The following is a 16,069-nucleotide window of genomic DNA, read 5'->3' as shown; positions in this document are numbered from 1 at the left end:
TTTCAAAGCGATTAAGTGGTCGCAAGCCGTCTCAGGCGGAATGTGCCCCATCTGAGAGCGTCTTGACGAAGTCGAGTACCTCGGCGACGGGCTGGCCCTTTGCGATCTGACTGACGATAGCCGAGCCGACCACTGCGCCGTCTGCCACGCTGGCGATGGCCTTCGATTTTTCGGGTGTATTGATCCCAAACCCAACGATGACCGGCAGGTCGGTTGCGGCCTTAATGCGGGCGACTTCGGGGCCGACATTAGTGGCTTGCGCCTCGGCCGCGCCGGTAATTCCGGTAATCGATACGTAATAGACAAAGCCCGAGGTGTTCTGCAGCACACGGGGCAGGCGTTTGTCATCGGTCGTCGGGGTGGCCAATCGGATGAAGTTTAATCCGGCGGCTTGCGCGGGCAGGCACAGCTCGTCATCTTCTTCTGGCGGAAGGTCGACAACGATCAAGCCATCGATGCCTGCGGACTTTGCGTCCTTCAGGAAGCTGTCGACGCCGCGGCTGTAAATCGGATTGTAGTATCCCATCAGAACGATCGGTGTCGTGTCGTCGGTTTCGCGAAAGCTGCGGGCCAAATCCAGCGTGCGCTGCAAGGTCATACCGCCATCCAACGCGCGTTGTCCGGCGGCCTGAATGGTTGGCCCGTCGGCCATTGGGTCGGTAAAGGGCAAGCCAAGCTCGATCACGTCGACGCCCGCTGCCGGAAGGCCCTTAACGATCTCAAGCGAGGTGTCGAAATCTGGATCTCCGGCCATGATATAGGCAACGAATGCCTTTTTACCTTCGGCCTTGAGGGCGGCGAATTTGGCGTCGATACGGGTCATCTGTGATCCTTGCATTCAGGTTTGATCCTGATGTGCAGAAACTTTGGCCGGAAATCAATCCCGACTGACCAGATTGACCTAGAACCCCAGGTGATAGCGTAGGAGCAGCGCATTCACGCCGGGGTTAAAGCTTTCGGTACTGGCGTTCGATTTGTGAGTGACTGCCAGCGAAATGGCGTTGCCGCTGTCCAAGGTATAGCCAAGACCCAGAAGGCTGCGAATCTGAAAGCCACCACCCAAGTCATTGTCGCCATTAGAGGCGTTAAAGTAGCCTGGCATCACACTCAACTCAGCGAACCAGCGATCCGAAAAGGAATAGATGCCCACCAAACCTGCGCCGATATGCGTGTCTCCGTCGGTGTCGACGGTCAGCGCCGCACCCAGACCAGCGCTGAAGCGCGTTGCTTCGTGAAACGGACGGTGCTGGTATTCCAGTGAAAACACGCCCTGATCGTCGCCGTTGCCGTTAGAAAAATCCGCAAAACCCGCGCCAAAGATGACAGATTGGGCCTGCGCCGAGGTTGCAGCCACGAGCAAGGCGACAGAAGTAAGTAACGCTTTCATTGGGTTCTTCGTAAATTAATTGTGTGTGAATTCCTACTTGGGGACCATGACCCGCGCGGTTCAACTCACGCAAGTACAAATACCGTAACGGTTTAGTGAAGCTGCGGTGGCCATCTGCCGGTTGCACCGGTTGGGTTGCGCATTTTCCACAACCTGCCTAGAAGACGCCGTCACATCGCTTCAGGAGGCCGCAATGGGCTTTAAAATGGGAATCGTGGGTCTGCCGAATGTAGGCAAGTCGACTCTGTTCAACGCGCTGACCAAGACTGCCGCGGCACAAGCGGCGAATTTCCCGTTCTGCACCATCGAGCCGAATGTGGGCGACGTGGCCGTGCCGGACGAGCGTTTGGACAAGCTGGCGGCAATTGCGTCCTCGAAGCAAATCATCCCGACGCGCATGACCTTCGTGGACATCGCCGGTCTGGTGAAGGGGGCGTCAAAGGGCGAGGGGCTGGGCAATCAGTTTCTGGCCAATATCCGTGAAACCGACGCGATTGCCCATGTGCTGCGCTGTTTCGAAGACGGTGATGTGACCCATGTGGATGGCCGCGTTGACCCGGTGGCTGATGCTGACACGATCGAGACCGAACTGATGCTGGCCGATCTGGAAAGCATCGAAAAGCGCCGCGCCAATCTGGTGCGCAAGCTGAAGGGCAACGACAAAGAGGCGCAGCAACAAGACCGCCTGCTGGCCGAAGCGCAAGCTATGCTGGAAAGCGGTAAACCCGCGCGGCTGGTTGAGGTTACGGCCGAGGACGCCAAGGCGTGGAAGATGCTGCAACTGCTGACCACCAAACCGGTTCTGTATGTCTGCAACGTGTCCGAAGAAGAAGCCGCCGAGGGCAATGAATATTCCGCCAAGGTCGCTGAAATGGCTGCCGCGCAGGGCAATTCTCACGTCATCATCAGCGCCAAGATCGAAGAAGAGATTAGCCTGCTGGAAGCGGACGAAGCCGAAATGTTCTTGAGCGAGATGGGCCTGGAAGAACCCGGCCTCGACCGTCTAATCCGCGCGGGCTACGACCTGTTGAAACTGGAAACCTATTTCACCGTCGGCCCGAAAGAAGCCCGCGCCTGGACCATCCGCACCGGCACCGCGGCACCGCAGGCGGCTGGCGTGATCCATGGTGATTTCGAAAAGGGCTTCATTCGGGCCGAGACCATCGCCTATGACGACTACATCGCCGCCAATGGTGAGCAGGGCGCGAAAGAGGCGGGTAAAATGCGGGCTGAGGGCAAGGGTTACATCGTCAAGGATGGCGATGTGATGCACTTCTTGTTTAACAACTGAGCCCGTCTGGCAAACGTCTGTATCAGAGCTTTTCGTTCAGGCTGCAATGGCTGATCAGCCACCCGCCGTCAGGTTGCAGGTGCAAAACGTTAAGGGATGTCCCGTGACCGGTCGTCCCTTCACTAAAGTGGACAAGGCACCAGCCGATTTGACCGTCGATGCCCGCCTGAACAACCGTAACGATTTTGTCCTCACCACCTTCCTCAACCCATTCAGCATGGGTCGCTTCGATAGCCTTTCGACCGTTGGCTGCAGGACCGTAGGGCGAAAATAGTTGTGCGTTATCCAGGAAGAACGACGCGCAACCAGTTGCATCTTTTGACCGATAGCAATCAACATACCTGTCATACAATTTCTGAAAAACTTCTACAGCGGTCATCCGAAGCCTCTCCGTGTTGCCCTTGCCATGTATTAGAGGCGAGTTTCTTGAGTGAGACAAGAATGCGTTCAAAGGTATGCTCGCATGCAAACGGTGCTTTTCCCGCAGGTTAATACGGCTAAAGTGGTCGTCGGCCCGTTATTGGAAAACTCGAATATGATCGAAATCCGCGACCTCCAACTCCTTAGCGCCCTTGCGCGGCACCAGCATTTTGCCAAAGCGGCCGAGGAATGCGGGATTTCGCAGCCCGCCTTTTCCATGCGCATCCGCAACCTTGAGGACAGGCTTGGCGTCTCGATCGTCCGCCGTGCCAACCGGTTTCAGGGCCTCACCGAAGAAGGCGAGATGATCGTCCAGCGGGCGCGGCGTATTCTGGATGAGACCAAGGCGTTGGAACAGCAGGTGCAGGCGTCCAAGGGTGAGATCACGGGGACGCTGATCCTGGGCGTGATCCCCACCGCAATTGCCTTTACCGGACGTCTGATCAAACGGTTGCAGCAGGCCCACCCGCGCATCCTGTCGCGGATCGAAACCATGTCGGCCACCGCCATTCAGCACCGGTTGGATGAGGGCAGTCTGGATGCGGGCATCACCTATGGTGACAGCATCGGCACCGATCTGCGGCAGGTTCAGCCCCTGTACGAAGAAACCTATGTGCTGCTGGTTCCTGCGCATATGACTGATGAAACCGGGCCGATCCCGTGGGCGCAGGTGGCTGAGTTTCCGATCAGCCTGCTTGAGCCGCAGATGCAGAACCGGCGTATTCTGGACCGGATTTTCGCTGAACAGGGCCTGCACCCGCATGTGGTGGCCGAAACCAGCGGCTTCACCGCTTCGATGGTCATGGCGCGCGAGGGGTTGGCGGCCACGGTTGTTCCCCGCGTGCTGGTACGGGCGCTGGGCGAGTTGAAGGGGACGAAAGTGCTGCCTCTGGTCGATCCGGTCGTCAGCAAGCCGATTTGCCTCGCCACGCTCAGCCGTGATCCGGAATTGCCAACGGTTGAGGCGCTACGGGCGGTTGTCGCCTCCTTACGGTGATAAGGATTCGTTATCGTGCGATTGAAATATGCGATTTGACGATATGCTAGTCTGATGAGACACGGGGCCTTAATCGGAGGGCATCATGGCACCATTAGACACCAAGCCATCAGGCGCACCCAAGGGCGTCTGGAAGTCAGGTAAAGGCAAAGGGCGGCACACGCCCAAAGGCCGTCAGTTCACGGATGAGGCGCAGGCTAAAATCGCACGCCTGCTGGGCGACCGCCCGCGCCGCCGCGATCTGCTGATCGAATTCCTGCATTTGATTCAAGACGAACACGGCCATATCAGCGCCGACCACATCGCCGCTCTGGCGGTTGAGATGCGCATCGGTCAGGCCGAGATCTATGAGACCGCCACCTTTTATGCCCATTTCGATGTGGTGAAAGAGGATGAGACGCCTCCGCCCGCGCTGACCATCCGTGTCTGTGATTCCCTGTCCTGCGAAATGGCCGGTGCCCAGCAGCTGCAAAAGGCGCTGGAGGACGGTCTGGATGCGTCGGAGGTTCGCGTCGTGCGTGCGCCCTGCATGGGCCGCTGCGATACTGCGCCGGTGCTTGAGATCGGTCACAACCATATCGATCATGCGACCCCCGAAAAGGTGCAGGCTGCGATTGCGGCTGATGACACCCACGCGCATCTGCCCGACTACGAAGCCTTTGCTGCTTATGAGGCGAACGGCGGCTATGCCAAGCTGAAAGAGCTGCGCGACGGTGGCGATTGGGAACAAGTTCAGGAAGACATCCTGTCCTCGGGCCTGCGTGGTCTGGGCGGTGCGGGCTTCCCGTCGGGCAAAAAATGGGGCTTTGTTCGTATGAACGAAGGCACCCGCTATCTGGCCGTGAACGGCGACGAGGGCGAACCCGGCACGTTCAAAGACCGCTACTATCTGGAGCGCACGCCGCATGTCTTCCTTGAGGGCATGCTGATCGCCGCATGGGCGGTTGAGGCCGAGACCTGCTTTATCTACATGCGCGACGAATACCCAGCGGTTCTGGAAATTCTGCGCCGTGAGATTGCCGCGCTGGAACGGGCCGGGATCGTCGCGCCTGGCTATATCGACCTGCGCCGGGGGGCCGGTGCCTATATCTGCGGCGAAGAATCTGCGATGATTGAATCGATCGAGGGCAAAAAGGGCCTGCCGCGTCACCGTCCTCCGTTCGTGGCGCAGGTCGGCGTGTTTAACCGCCCGACGTTGGTGCACAATGTCGAGACGCTGTATTGGGTCACCAAGGTGTGTCGCGAGGGGCCGGAATGCCTCAACAGCACAGAAAAGAACGGCCGCAAGGGCCTGCGCAGCTATTCGGTCTCGGGGCGTGTGGCAAAGCCGGGCGTCTATCTACTGCCCGCCGGTTCGACCATTCTGGACGTGATCGAAGCGGCCGGAGGGATGGCCGAAGGTCAGACCTTCAAGGCCTACCAGCCGGGCGGTCCGTCTTCGGGGCTGTTGCCCGCATCTATGGATGACATTCCGCTGGACTTCGACACGCTGCAACCGCATGGCACCTTTATCGGCTCGGCCGCAGTGGTTGTCCTGTCCGATCAGGACACCGCCCGCGACGCGGCGCTGAATATGCTGCGGTTTTTCGAGGATGAAAGCTGCGGCCAGTGTACACCCTGCCGCGCTGGTTGCGAAAAGGCGGTCAAGCTGATGCAGGCCGACAAGTGGGACACCGATCTGCTGGAAGACCTGTGTCAGGTCATGGGCGATGCCTCGATCTGCGGTCTAGGGCAGGCTGCCCCGAACCCGATCCGCCTGGTCATGAAACACTTCGCTGACGAAATCTGAGGGGAGACAGAGCCATGCTAGACGCAAGCCCAAACAAGACCGTCACCTTCAACCTGAACGGCGAAGATGTCACCGTGCCCGAGGGTTGGACCATCTGGGAAGCCGCCAAAGGCCAAGGGTTCACCATTCCGCACCTGTGCCACAAACCGCAGCCGGGCTACAAACCCGACGGCAACTGCCGCGCCTGTATGGTCGAGGTGGAGGGCGAACGCACACTGGTCGCTTCGTGCATCCGACCCGCAGCGGATGGTATGGTAGTCAAGACAGACAGCGACCGCGCCGAGAAATCGCGCGCCATGGTCATGGAACTGCTGGTCGCTGACCAGCCGGAGGAGGCACATGACGCGTCCAGCCACTTCTGGGACATGGCCAAGCTGAATGATGTCAGCGACAGCCGGTTCCCGGCGAAAGAGGCCGAGAAAATCCCGCTGCTGGATGACAGCCACGTTGCGATGCGCGTCAATCTGGATGCCTGCATCAACTGCAATCTCTGCGTGCGCGCCTGCCGCGACGTGCAGGTGAACGATGTAATTGGCATGGCTGGTCGTGGCCACACAGCGCAGGTGGTTTTCGACCAGAACGACCCGATGGGCGATTCAACTTGTGTCGCCTGTGGTGAATGCGTTCAGGCTTGCCCGACCGGCGCGCTGATGCCTGCGACCGTGCTGGATGACCAGCAGAAGGGTGACAGCAAAGATTACGACTCTGAGACCGAAAGCGTCTGCCCGTTCTGCGGCGTGGGCTGTAAAGTTTCGCTGAAGGTCAAGGACGGCAAGGTCAAGTATGTCGAAGGCATCAACGGTCCGGCTAACGAAGGTCGCCTGTGCGTCAAAGGCCGGTTCGGCTTTGACTACATCCACCACCCGCACCGTTTGACCAAGCCGCTGATCCGGCGCGAGGACGCACCTGCCAAGGGCTTGAACGTCGATCCTTCGAACTTGTCGACCCATTTCCGCGAAGCGACCTGGGAAGAGGCGATGGATCTGGCCGCGACCAAGCTGAAGGAACTGCGCGACGATGATCCGCGCAATGTCGCTGGTTTTGGCTCGGCCAAGTGCACGAATGAAGAAGCCTATCTGTTCCAGAAGTTCATCCGTCAGGGTTTCCGCCACAACAACGTCGACCACTGCACCCGTCTGTGCCACGCGTCGTCGGTGGCCGCGCTGATTGAAAACGTTGGATCGGGTGCGGTTACGGCTGCGTTCAACGACATCAAAGACGCGGATGTGGCGATCATCATCGGGGCCAACCCTATCGAGAACCACCCGGTTGCCGCGACCTATTTCAAGCAGTTTACCAAACGCGGTGGCAAGCTGATCGTAATGGACCCGCGCGGTGTCGGGATGCGCAAGTTCGCCGATGAAATGCTGCAGTTCCGACCGGGAGCGGATGTGTCGATGCTGAACGCGATCATGAACGTGATCGTCGAAGAGGAGCTCTACGACAGCCAATACATCCATCGGTGGACCGAGAACTGGGAGGCTGAAAAAGAACACCTGCGCCAGTTCACGCCCGAAGCGATGGCTCCGATCTGCGGTATTGAACCGGATCAGATCCGCCGGGTGGCCCGTACCTTTGCACAGGCCAAGGCCGGCCTGATCTTCTGGGGCATGGGTGTCAGTCAGCATATCCATGGAACGGATAACTCGCGTTGTCTGATCAGCCTCGCGCTGATGACCGGGAATGTTGGTAAACCGGGCGCGGGTCTGCACCCGTTGCGTGGTCAGAACAACGTGCAGGGCGCCTCGGATGCTGGTCTGATCCCGATGTTCCTGCCGGACTATAAAACGGTCACAGACGACAACATCCGGGCGAAGTTCACCGATGTTTGGGGATCAGAGGATTTCTCGAACGAAAAGGGCCTGACGGTCACCGAAATCATCGACCAGATTTATGCCGGAAACATCAACGGCATGTATATTTTGGGCGAAAATCCGGCCATGTCTGACCCGGATGTGAACCATGCCCGCGCAGCGCTGTCAAAGCTGGACCTGATGATCGTTCAGGACATCTTCCTGACCGAGACGGCAAACTACGCTGACATCATCCTGCCGGCCTCGGCGCTGTATGAAAAGAACGGCACCGTGTCGAACACCAACCGTCAGGTGCAGCGTGTGCGCCCGGCTGTCGCTCCTCCGGGTGAGGCGCGTGAAGACTGGGCGATCACTGTGGAATTGGCGCAGCGCATCGGTCTCAACTGGGATTACACCGATGTGTCTCAGGTCTTTGCTGAGATGAAGCTGACCATGGAGTCGCTGGACAACATCACGTGGGAACGTCTGGAAAACGAAACGATCACCTACCCGTCCCTGTCCGAAACCGATCCGGGTCAGTCCATCGTGTTCGGCGACGGATTCCCCCGGGCTGATGGCAAAGCCAAATTCACGCCCGCCAGCGTCATCCCGCCGGATGAGGCCCCAGATGCCGAATATCCGATGATCGCCACAACAGGTCGTCAGCTGGAACATTGGCACACCGGGTCGATGACCCGCCGGTCCAACGTTCTGGATGCCGTCGAGCCCGAGGCGAACTGTTCGATGAACCCGCGGACCCTCAAACTGATGGGGATTGAGCCGGGTGAGACGATCCGCCTGACCACCCGGCGCGGCTCGATCGACATTATGGTGCGCGCCGACCGGGCGATTGCCGAGGATATGGTGTTCATTCCGTTTGCCTATGTTGAGGCAGCAGCGAATATCCTGACCAACTCGGCCATCGACCCGTATGGCAAGATCCCCGAGTTCAAGTTCTCGGCCATCAGGGTTGAAAAGATCGAAGACGCCATCGCGGCGGAATAGCCGACCACCACTCATCTTGGAAAGGCGGCCCTTGCGGGTCGCCTTTTTCTTTTCTTGACAGAGATTTATTGACGGCCAAACCTGTCACCGCTTTTGGTGGTGGAGGGTTCCATGGCGCGCCGCTTTGTCGATTTGTCCGTTCCGCTGGAAACCGGGATCATATCCGACCCGCCGATCATGCTGCCTGAAATCGAATACCTGACCCATGAACAGACTGCAGAACAGGTCATGTCTTTCTTTCCCGGCCTGCAGAAGGACGATTTACCGGGCGGTGAGGGCTGGGCCATAGAACGTTTGCAGATCGCGACCCATAGCGGCACTCATCTGGATGCGCCGTACCATCATCACTCGACCATGAATCGAGGAGAACGCGCGATCACGATCGACGAGGTGCCGCTGGAATGGTGCATGAATCCCGGTGTGAAACTGGATTTCCGCCATTTTGATGATGGCTATGTGGTGACGGCCGCAGATGTTGAGGCTGAATTGAAACGCATCGGCCATACGTTGCGGCCATTGGACATCGTGGTCGTCAACACGTCCGCAGGCACGCATTATGGGCAACCTGATTATCTGATGAAAGGTTGCGGCATGGGCCGCGCAGCAACGCTGTATCTGACCGAGCTCGGTGTGCGCGTCACCGGCACCGACGCCTGGAGCTGGGATGCCCCTTTTGCCCTGACCGCTCAGGAATACGCCGAGACACAAGATGCCTCAATTATCTGGGAAGGCCACCGTGCTTCGATAGACATTGGGTATTGCCACATGGAAAAACTGACCAATCTGGAAAGCCTGCCGCCGACCGGTTTCGAAATCTCGTGTTTTCCGTTCAAGATCAAAGGCGCTTCGGCGGGATTCACGCGCGCCGTCGCCATATTTGAGGATGATGCAGATGACTGAACCATTGGGCGGCCATGATGGCCCCTATGACGCACCTGTCGAAATTCACGGATTCAAGGTTCTGCCGGAATGGATTGACTATAATGGCCACATGAATGTGGGCTATTACGGAGTGGCATTTGATATGGCGCTGGAACGGTTGATGGTTGATCATCTGGGACTGGGCGAAGTTCAGGTCGGCGCGTTGGGGCAGGGGCCTTACGTCCTGCAATCGCAAATGTCTTTCCTGCGCGAAGTTCTCGAAGGTCAGTCGTTGACCTTTCGCTTTCGCATGTTGAATGCCGATCACAAACGCGGGCACTATTTTGCCCAGATGCTTTCGGCTTCAGGCGAGGTGTGCGCTACACAAGAAGCGCTTTTCATGAATGTCAGCCATACAACAGGTCGATCTGTTGCGTATCCAGTTTGGGCTACAGCCCGGTTGGCGCGGATGGCGCGTGATCATGCAGAGCTTGAGCCGGCGCCTCAGATCGGTCAACCGATTGCGATCCGGCGTCAGTAATTGCGTTCAAAGAACACACCCAGCCCAGTCTCGCCCCGGCCATCGACAGTGCCCCGGACGGTGAAGTTATCGGTGACGTCAAGGTTCAGGTTCACTTCGGTGTCGCCTTCTGTGTTGACGGTGAAATCGGTGTAGAGGTTGTCGCTCAGGTAAGCGCCCGCGCCCAAGCGTCCCGCTCCGCCTTCCGTCGCGCCTATATCGACCGTGTCTACCCCTGTGCTGTCACGCAGCCCCTTGGTGGCATCACCACCTGCGCCGCTAAGTTGTGCCAGCGATGCCGCCATCTGGGCAATCACAAAGGGCGACAGTTCCGAGAACCGGTTGCCAAACAACAACATGGCCAGAGCCTCTTCGGCGGGGCGTTCCGGGTCAGAGAATACGTCGACTTCGGGTGAATCCAGCGGCCCGGCGATTTCGATCGTAGCAGTACCGTCCGAGGTGCTGGTTGAAGATTCGAACTCGATATACGGTGTGAGGTCGCCTTGCAGCGTTACGATACCCTTGGTCAACGCCAATCGACGCCCCAGAATATCAAAGTGACCGCGGATCAATTCTATCTGCCCTGACGGGATGACGGATGATGTGGTCCCGCCGATAAACAGCCGCCCACCCAGTTCCGCGTTCACGCCGCGACCGCGCACAAAGACCTCTTTCGGGGCCAGCAATGCGATATCCAAAGCAATGCGCGAGTCGCTTTGTGTGGTCTCTTCGTCCTTGACCAGACCGGCGCGTTCCCGTGTCAGCAGTTCTGCAGCACTTTCGCCAACATGCTGGATGTCGGGGATCGCCGCCGCCCCTACCGCGCCAGAGGCGGCTGCTAGGTTGATGTTTGTTTCAACGAAATTGATCTGCCCTGAAACCGAGCTGTTTCCTGCCAACGCTCCGGTCATGGCAATTTGTCCAGCCAGTGTGGTCTCATACAAAAGCTGGTCCGTCAGAACCAGGTTATTCAAAGTCGTTACGATATTCGCGTTGAAGGGCGGGGTCAGGTCAACCGGCCCGGCGACCGAGAACGATCCGCCGGCGCGGGTGCCGCCGGAAATGGAAACCGTTGCTCGGCTTCGCGACAGATCGACTGACCCGCTGATGCCAGTGATTGTTTGCGCGGCGCCCGGAATGGCCAGCGATGTGCCAGAGGTGGTGATCGACCCGCTAAGGGCATCAAGCGCTGGCTTGCCCTTAAGAGTAACGTCATACCGGGCAGTTCCGTCGATTTTATTGGGTGAAATGAACAGGTTGGCAATTCCTATGTTCAAACCGCCCACAGCCTTCAGATCCGCTTCACCCGTGCTTTCGTCAAACGTACCCGAAACGTCGCTGTTAATCTGCGCGGGGCCTTCGGCGCTGGTGTCGATGGTCCAGATGCCACTTTTGCGTTGCGCAGTACCCGTGGCAGCAATGGTGCCGGGGAAGTCGGGTGCAAATCGTTCAATGCGATTGAACTTGGCGTCAAATTCCACATCTGCGTCGCCGTCTGTTTCGACTGTCCCTTTGAGATTGGCATAAGAACTGTCAGGTCCGCTTAAATTTGCAGTTCCTTCCAACCCGGTCCGAGTTGGCGCCACGTTGCCTTCCAAAGTCAGGGGGCCAGACAGAGTCCGGGTCACACGGGCGACGTCGTCCAGTGTCACCGAGTAATCCAGCCCTCCGGCTTCGCGCGAGACCTTGCCCGAGGCGTTTGCAGAGATTGCCGTTCCTGTCAGTCGGAACGTGCGAACATCCAGACCCTCGTCGCCATTTTCAGCGTCTATGGTCAGGGTTGTACGCCCCTCAATCAGCTTGTCGAGCACCTCGATCCCGGCCCGAATGTTGTTGGCGTCCACGTTCCCTTGAACGTCAAAAGCGCGCGTGGCGAGGTCGCCGCTGCCCTGTAGGTTGGCGTTCACCGATCCGGCCAGATCTTGCCCGGCCAGTCCCGAAAAAAGCGACAGGTCAGGCACGGTCAAACGCGCCTGACCCTGGCCCGAGGGTTCTTCGGTCGGGTCATTTATCGTGGCCTGAACCTGCGCGCTCAGGGCTTGGGCGTTGATTGTTGCGCTTCGTATATCAATGGCATCTGCAGTCCGTGCACCATCCCACTGGATTGTGGTCTGACCGGTCAACAGGGGATCAATATCCGCCATGCCCGTTCGTATGTTCCGACCGACGACATTGGCGGTGCCGTCAAACTCCAACGTTTGTACTGTCCCCGTGCCGCTGACTTCTGCCCGTACTGAGCCCCCCAGCTCACGCTGCGCCAAGCCCGAGAACACCGACAAGTCCGCCGCATTTACCCGCGCTTGCCCGTCGATGGTCAGATTGCCATCGGGTGTGGTCACATCGCCGCTTGCCTGAGCCTGCGCAGCTTCGCTGTTCAGATCGAAGGCGCGGATGGTAATGCCGTCTGAATCACGTTTGGCATCCAGCGTGATTGTCGTTTCGCCAGTGATGACCGGGTCGATGTCGTCGCGCCCGGTTGACAGGTCGCTGCCCTCGACAGCCAGCTTGCCGTCAAAGCTGCCTTCCAGTGGCGATCCCGACCCATCAATTCTGGCCGAGACCCGCCCCCCAAGGTCCATCTGTGCGAGGTCCGAAAATCGGGCCAAGTCAGACGCTTCGAGCGTAGCTGAACCGTCCACGTTCAAACCGCTGTTCAGGCCATCGACCAAAGCATCCAGCGCAAGCGTATAATCCGATCCGACCAGTTCGAACCCCGATAGGTTCAGCGACTGATCACTGCCATAGTCAAACTGGCCGTCCAGCGTGATGCGTTGGCCGATGGCCGTGTTCAAAGCAGGATCAGTCAAATCAACACCGGTGACGCTGGCTTGAAGGTAGCCACTTACTGACAGGGTTTCGGCCTGATCCAGAACTCCTTGCGCCGTAATCCGGGCGTTTTGCAGGTTGGCTTGAGGGGATTTAAAGCCGTCCGCCGTCAGGCTCAGGTCCCAAAGGTTGCCGTTTTTCTGATCGAAAAGTGCGGAAATTTGTGCGGCCTGAAGGGATGTATCCCCGCCAGCCACAGGCAGGATCACAGCCTGACCGTCTGGAGGCGTGATACGTCCCTGCAAAGCCGCAAGTGCCAGTGTTCCACCTTGGGCCAGTTGCAACTCGCCCTTCAAGTCCAACGCTTGCGTGGTCAGTTCCAGGTCCGAGACATCCAGCGCCCCTTCGGGTTTGGTTTGGCCGTTTACGAAAAGTCGTGTCTGGGTGCCAAAGAACGGATCGATATCGGCTGATAGAAATGGGGTCAGATCACCACTGAGGTCGGTGGTAAACGCAATGCCTTCTGATGCACCTTCGGTGGCCGCGCGCAGGCGAACCTGACCGGTCACGCGTTGCTGGTTGTCGCTGCTCAGGCCGATATCGGCGCTGAAATCCGTCAGCGGGCCGGACCCTTTGGCGGATAATCCGATAGGTGGGCTGTCGGGAATGTTCAGGGCGGTAGAAATCAGACCGCCGGATGCTTCGGTCACATTCAGATCAAGGGTGATCTCGCTGGTGGCGTTCTGGAACCCGGCGGTCAGAGTGATTTCGTCGCCCGCGCGGTCCAGCCGGGTGATATCGAGATTGGTGTCCAACGTTCCGTCGGCCAGGGAAAGATTGCCGGTAACCGACAGGTCTGCGGCCACGCCTATCAACGGCTCGCCCAGGGAAATCTCGTCTATACGAATTTCGCCGATCTCGATGGAAACGGGCAGTTCAGGAAGTTGAAATGGCTGAGTTTCGGCAGAAGGTGCAGGTTCGTCCGGTGCGGTTGTCGCGCCGGGCGCGCGAGCGATGTCGATTTCCTGCGCTGTCAGCGCGTTAACCGAGAATCTGCCTCGGATCAGCGCCAGGCGGTTCCAGTCCAGTTGCGCGTCCTTGATGGTCAACCAGACGCCTTCATCATCCGCGACTGTGATTTCCTCGATGGTGGCGCGCGCGCTCAGGGCGCCTTGCAGACCCTTGACCGTAACGTTCTGATTGTCACCCGACAGCGTATCTTGCAGGAAATTCTCAAGCATACTGCCACCGCTGTCTTCCTGCGCGGCCAGAGGAGGGGCATAGAGGACCAGCGTGGCGGTCAGGACTGTATATGAATATCGCCTTATCAAAATGCCTGTCCGATCCCGATGTAGAACTGCAGTCCATCGCCGGTGTCGCCCTGAACGGGAACGGCGAGGTCAAGACGCAATGGGCCAAAGCCACCCAAATCGTATCTGACGCCTAGACCTGCGCCAGAATGGGACGCCGCGGCGCTGGTGACGAATGAGGACGAATCCACCACGCCGTAATCATAGAACCCGACCAGCGAAATCGCATCGTTTATCTTGCCCCTGACTTCTCCGGAGAGGCCAAGGAAGGATTTGCCGCCGGCAATTTCGTCTCCGACCGGAATGCCGAGGCTTTCGAACGGTTGCCCACGTACGGTGCCGGCGCCACCGGAAAAAAACAGGAAGTCTGGGGTAACTGCGTTCAGTGACGGCCCCAGGACTGAACCTGCTTGCACCCGCCCAGCAAGTACAATGCGCCCGCCAGTTCCCAGGCTGGTATAGGTGCGCGCGTCAGCAAAGAACCTGATGCCGGTCTCAGTTTCTGAAATTCCCAGAAAGGGCATGATCTGTGCGTCCAGATAAAACCCTTTCGTCGCACTGACCTTGCTGTCGCGCTGATCCCACTCGGTGCGGGTGGGGACAATAAAGTATCGGAACTTGCGCCCGTCGCCGAACGCGTCATCCGCGTCGGACCATTGAAACCCGGCCGAAGCTTCGGCGTATAGCCGATCCGAGAAAGTACGTCGCGCACCATACGCCAGCGATGTTATAGTAACGTTGTAATTGTCGGTGTTGCGGCGTTCCAGCAGGGCGTTCCAGAACGTGTTGTCATCTGGTCCCAGCCGATCTGGCTGGTCCAGTCGAAGACCGATGCGCCCGTCCAGATCCTCGGCGCCGCCGATATTGCGCAGCGCTGCTTCGAACCGCAGCCGTTCTGCCCGCCGAAACACGTTGCGATGGGTCCAGGTTGCGGTCAGATCGATCCCATCCCGAGAGGCGATCTCGAATCCGAAAGTCAGGCGGCGTTTGGGCAGATCTTCGAAATAGGCGTCGAAATCCAGCGTGCCATCAGGGTTCGGGGTCTCGCGTTCTTCAAGCGCGACAACGTTAAAAGTTCCGGTCCTGCGCAGACGGGTCCCGACCTTTTGGATGTCCTCGGGGGAATAAACCTCGCCCTCTGGGAAACCTGCAATCTTTTCGATCGACGAGTGTTTCACATCCGTATCGCCCGAGATGATCATTTTCCCGAACGTCAAGCGCGGCCCCGGAGCCAGATCAATCTGAGCGTCCAACTGGGCCTGCGCGTGTCGGGCGATGACTCTTTGACCTTGAATATCGGCTTTGGCATGGCCTGCATTGCGCCAGCCTTGGACCCCTGCGGAACCGGCACGCTGAATCGCCCCGGTGGTGGCCAGTTCGCCGATCGCGAATTCTTCGGGCAGGACGGTCTGTGGGGCCAAAGGCTGTACGATCGCTTCACCAAACCGGAACTTAGGTCCGGTCTGCACAGTGATGGCGGCGCGGTTGATCTGCGTCGGTACGCTCAGGGAACTCAGTTCGGCCGCTTCCTGACCGTCCAGCTTGATGCTGACGACCGGGCTGAAATACCCCTCGTCGTATAGAATCTGAACAATGGTCCGATAATCCGACAACGCGGCCGATAAAATTTCCAGTGGTGTGCCCAGTCCGCGCGACTCGGCGGTGGCAACGGATGAGGTCTCTTCAAGACGCTCGATCAGAGCTTTGGGCGCGCCTGGAGCGGTCAGAGTTGTCTCTAGCGCAATTAGCGAAGTGGGCAGAACCGCAGCCAGCAGGCCAAACAGGCAAGTTCTCACACAAGCGCGCGGTCCGGTCTTCTGCATCAATTGGCCTCAACTGCCCCAAGTTGAAATCAGTTTTCGCCGTCATGGAAGAAGCGGCGCGTCATGACATTCATGTTAGAGCATTCATCGCCGGTCAGGGGGAAAAA

General features: G+C 58.5%; 11 protein-coding genes. 6 read left to right on the top strand and 5 right to left on the bottom strand.

The features are described from left to right. Window positions 1-31: 31 nt before the first annotated feature. Both trpA and AC2TAD_RS04790 read right to left on the bottom strand, forming a co-directional pair. Window positions 32-823, bottom strand: a complete 792-nt coding sequence (trpA, locus tag AC2TAD_RS04795; RefSeq protein ID WP_170753947.1) for a tryptophan synthase subunit alpha — start codon at window positions 821-823, stop codon at window positions 32-34. 78 nt (window positions 824-901) lie between these two features. Then, window positions 902-1,387 carry an acyloxyacyl hydrolase gene (locus tag AC2TAD_RS04790; protein ID WP_480866261.1) on the bottom strand — a complete coding sequence of 162 codons (486 nt, stop codon included), beginning with the start codon at window positions 1,385-1,387 and terminating at the stop codon, window positions 902-904. A gap of 193 nt (window positions 1,388-1,580) precedes the next feature. Between AC2TAD_RS04790 and ychF the strand changes: the two genes are divergently transcribed. Beyond that, window positions 1,581-2,678: a redox-regulated ATPase YchF gene (gene ychF / locus AC2TAD_RS04785; protein WP_170354871.1), complete on the top strand. Its 1,098-nt coding sequence runs from the start codon at window positions 1,581-1,583 to the stop codon at window positions 2,676-2,678. A 22-nt stretch (window positions 2,679-2,700) separates the two neighbouring features. Here ychF and AC2TAD_RS04780 read toward each other — a convergent pair whose 3' ends face one another. Continuing rightward, window positions 2,701-3,057, bottom strand: coding sequence for a YybH family protein (locus AC2TAD_RS04780; protein WP_480866259.1), 357 nt, complete (start codon window positions 3,055-3,057; stop codon window positions 2,701-2,703). Window positions 3,058-3,213: 156 nt separating this feature from the next. Here AC2TAD_RS04780 and AC2TAD_RS04775 point away from each other — a divergent pair, with 156 nt between their 5' ends. From AC2TAD_RS04775 to AC2TAD_RS04755, 5 genes are all read left to right on the top strand, one after another. Beyond that, entirely contained in the window at window positions 3,214-4,095 is an 882-nt protein-coding gene (locus tag AC2TAD_RS04775) for a LysR family transcriptional regulator (protein ID WP_170753949.1), read from the top strand. Window positions 4,096-4,180: 85 nt separating this feature from the next. Further along, window positions 4,181-5,884 (top strand): NAD(P)H-dependent oxidoreductase subunit E, encoded by a 1,704-nt coding sequence (locus tag AC2TAD_RS04770; RefSeq protein WP_480866257.1) that lies wholly within the window; start codon window positions 4,181-4,183, stop codon window positions 5,882-5,884. A 14-nt stretch (window positions 5,885-5,898) separates the two neighbouring features. Further along, window positions 5,899-8,682, top strand: coding sequence for a formate dehydrogenase subunit alpha (gene fdhF, locus AC2TAD_RS04765; RefSeq protein WP_480866255.1), 2,784 nt, complete (start codon window positions 5,899-5,901; stop codon window positions 8,680-8,682). 111 nt (window positions 8,683-8,793) lie between these two features. Next, on the top strand, window positions 8,794-9,582 hold the full coding sequence (locus tag AC2TAD_RS04760; RefSeq protein ID WP_480866253.1) for a cyclase family protein: 789 nt from the start codon (window positions 8,794-8,796) through the stop codon (window positions 9,580-9,582). Then, a complete protein-coding gene (locus AC2TAD_RS04755) occupies window positions 9,575-10,084 on the top strand; it encodes a thioesterase family protein (protein WP_480866251.1) in 510 nt (169 codons plus the stop codon). Before AC2TAD_RS04760 ends, AC2TAD_RS04755 begins: the two co-directional genes overlap by 8 nt. Here the strand turns inward: AC2TAD_RS04755 and AC2TAD_RS04750 are convergent. Both AC2TAD_RS04750 and AC2TAD_RS04745 read right to left on the bottom strand, forming a co-directional pair. Next, entirely contained in the window at window positions 10,078-14,160 is a 4,083-nt protein-coding gene (locus AC2TAD_RS04750) for a translocation/assembly module TamB domain-containing protein (protein WP_480866249.1), read from the bottom strand. The genes AC2TAD_RS04755 and AC2TAD_RS04750 overlap by 7 nt on opposite strands. Next, window positions 14,157-15,962: an autotransporter assembly complex protein TamA gene (locus AC2TAD_RS04745; RefSeq protein WP_353390668.1), complete on the bottom strand. Its 1,806-nt coding sequence runs from the start codon at window positions 15,960-15,962 to the stop codon at window positions 14,157-14,159. Before AC2TAD_RS04745 ends, AC2TAD_RS04750 begins: the two co-directional genes overlap by 4 nt. Window positions 15,963-16,069: the final 107 nt, after the last annotated feature.

Source organism: Ruegeria sp. HKCCD7628, assembly GCF_057221005.1.
Note: the sequence above shows the minus strand (reverse complement) of the source record. Positions and strands in the feature narration are given on the sequence as shown.